This is a genomic window from Aliiglaciecola aliphaticivorans (genome assembly GCF_054782055.1).
The window spans coordinates 1-773 of sequence record NZ_BAAGTF010000082.1 but is presented as its reverse complement, the minus strand read 5'-3'; the positions used below and the strand labels follow the sequence as shown (position 1 = coordinate 773).

The 773-nt window shown below is 43.7% G+C and carries 1 pseudogene; it reads left to right on the top strand.

What is annotated here, in order from left to right:
* Nucleotides 1-773 (top strand): annotated as a pseudogene (locus ACYVIL_RS20515) (hypothetical protein); the annotation flags it as partial.

The following is a 773-nucleotide window of genomic DNA, read 5'->3' as shown; positions in this document are numbered from 1 at the left end:
GAAGAGCATCGTTATGAATTGAGTTACGGTAATGTCTCCGGTAGTGCAGTGCAAAACCTCGAATTGGAAGTTGATTTACCCGATGGAGTGACTTTCGTCAGTGCCAGCGATGGTGGCAGTTATGTCAATGGTCAGGTGAGCTGGGATATTAATACGCTTAATAGTGGTAGCAGTGGTAAACGTTATGTCACTGTTTCTGCGCCTTCAGGTCTGGTCAATGGTAGTGTGCTAAAAAGTGAAGCCGTACTCCATAATGGGGGAGCTTCTATCGCTCGTGCTTCCGAAAGTGCAGTAATACGCGCAGATGTAGACTTAACACTTGACGTAACTGTTACAGGAGATACTAGAACACCTGGTCAATTTCTTTTCTACCGCTATGTAGTGGCTAACAAAGGTGCTTTGACATTAACTGATGTCAACTTGAATGTCATGAATTCAGTAGGTGCTGAATTTAACGTAAATACAACATTACCAAAAATGACAGGTTGCTCTACATATTGTAACGCGGGAGAGTGGGCAACGTTAGCGATAGGCCAGTTAGATGCTGGAGAATCTAAGGTGTTGATTGTGCCTGTATATCACGATAACCCGATTGATGCGCTTCCTTGGGTGAGTCACGCTGTAGTGACAGAGAGTAGCGGTCAATATACAGTTGGGACGAAACCCACAGTGCTTTATGACGATTCAATGAGCCTGATGTTATCGATTACGTCAAATAAACAAGTTGTCGCTTCAGGTGAAGAGCATCGTTATGAATTGAGTTACGGTAATGT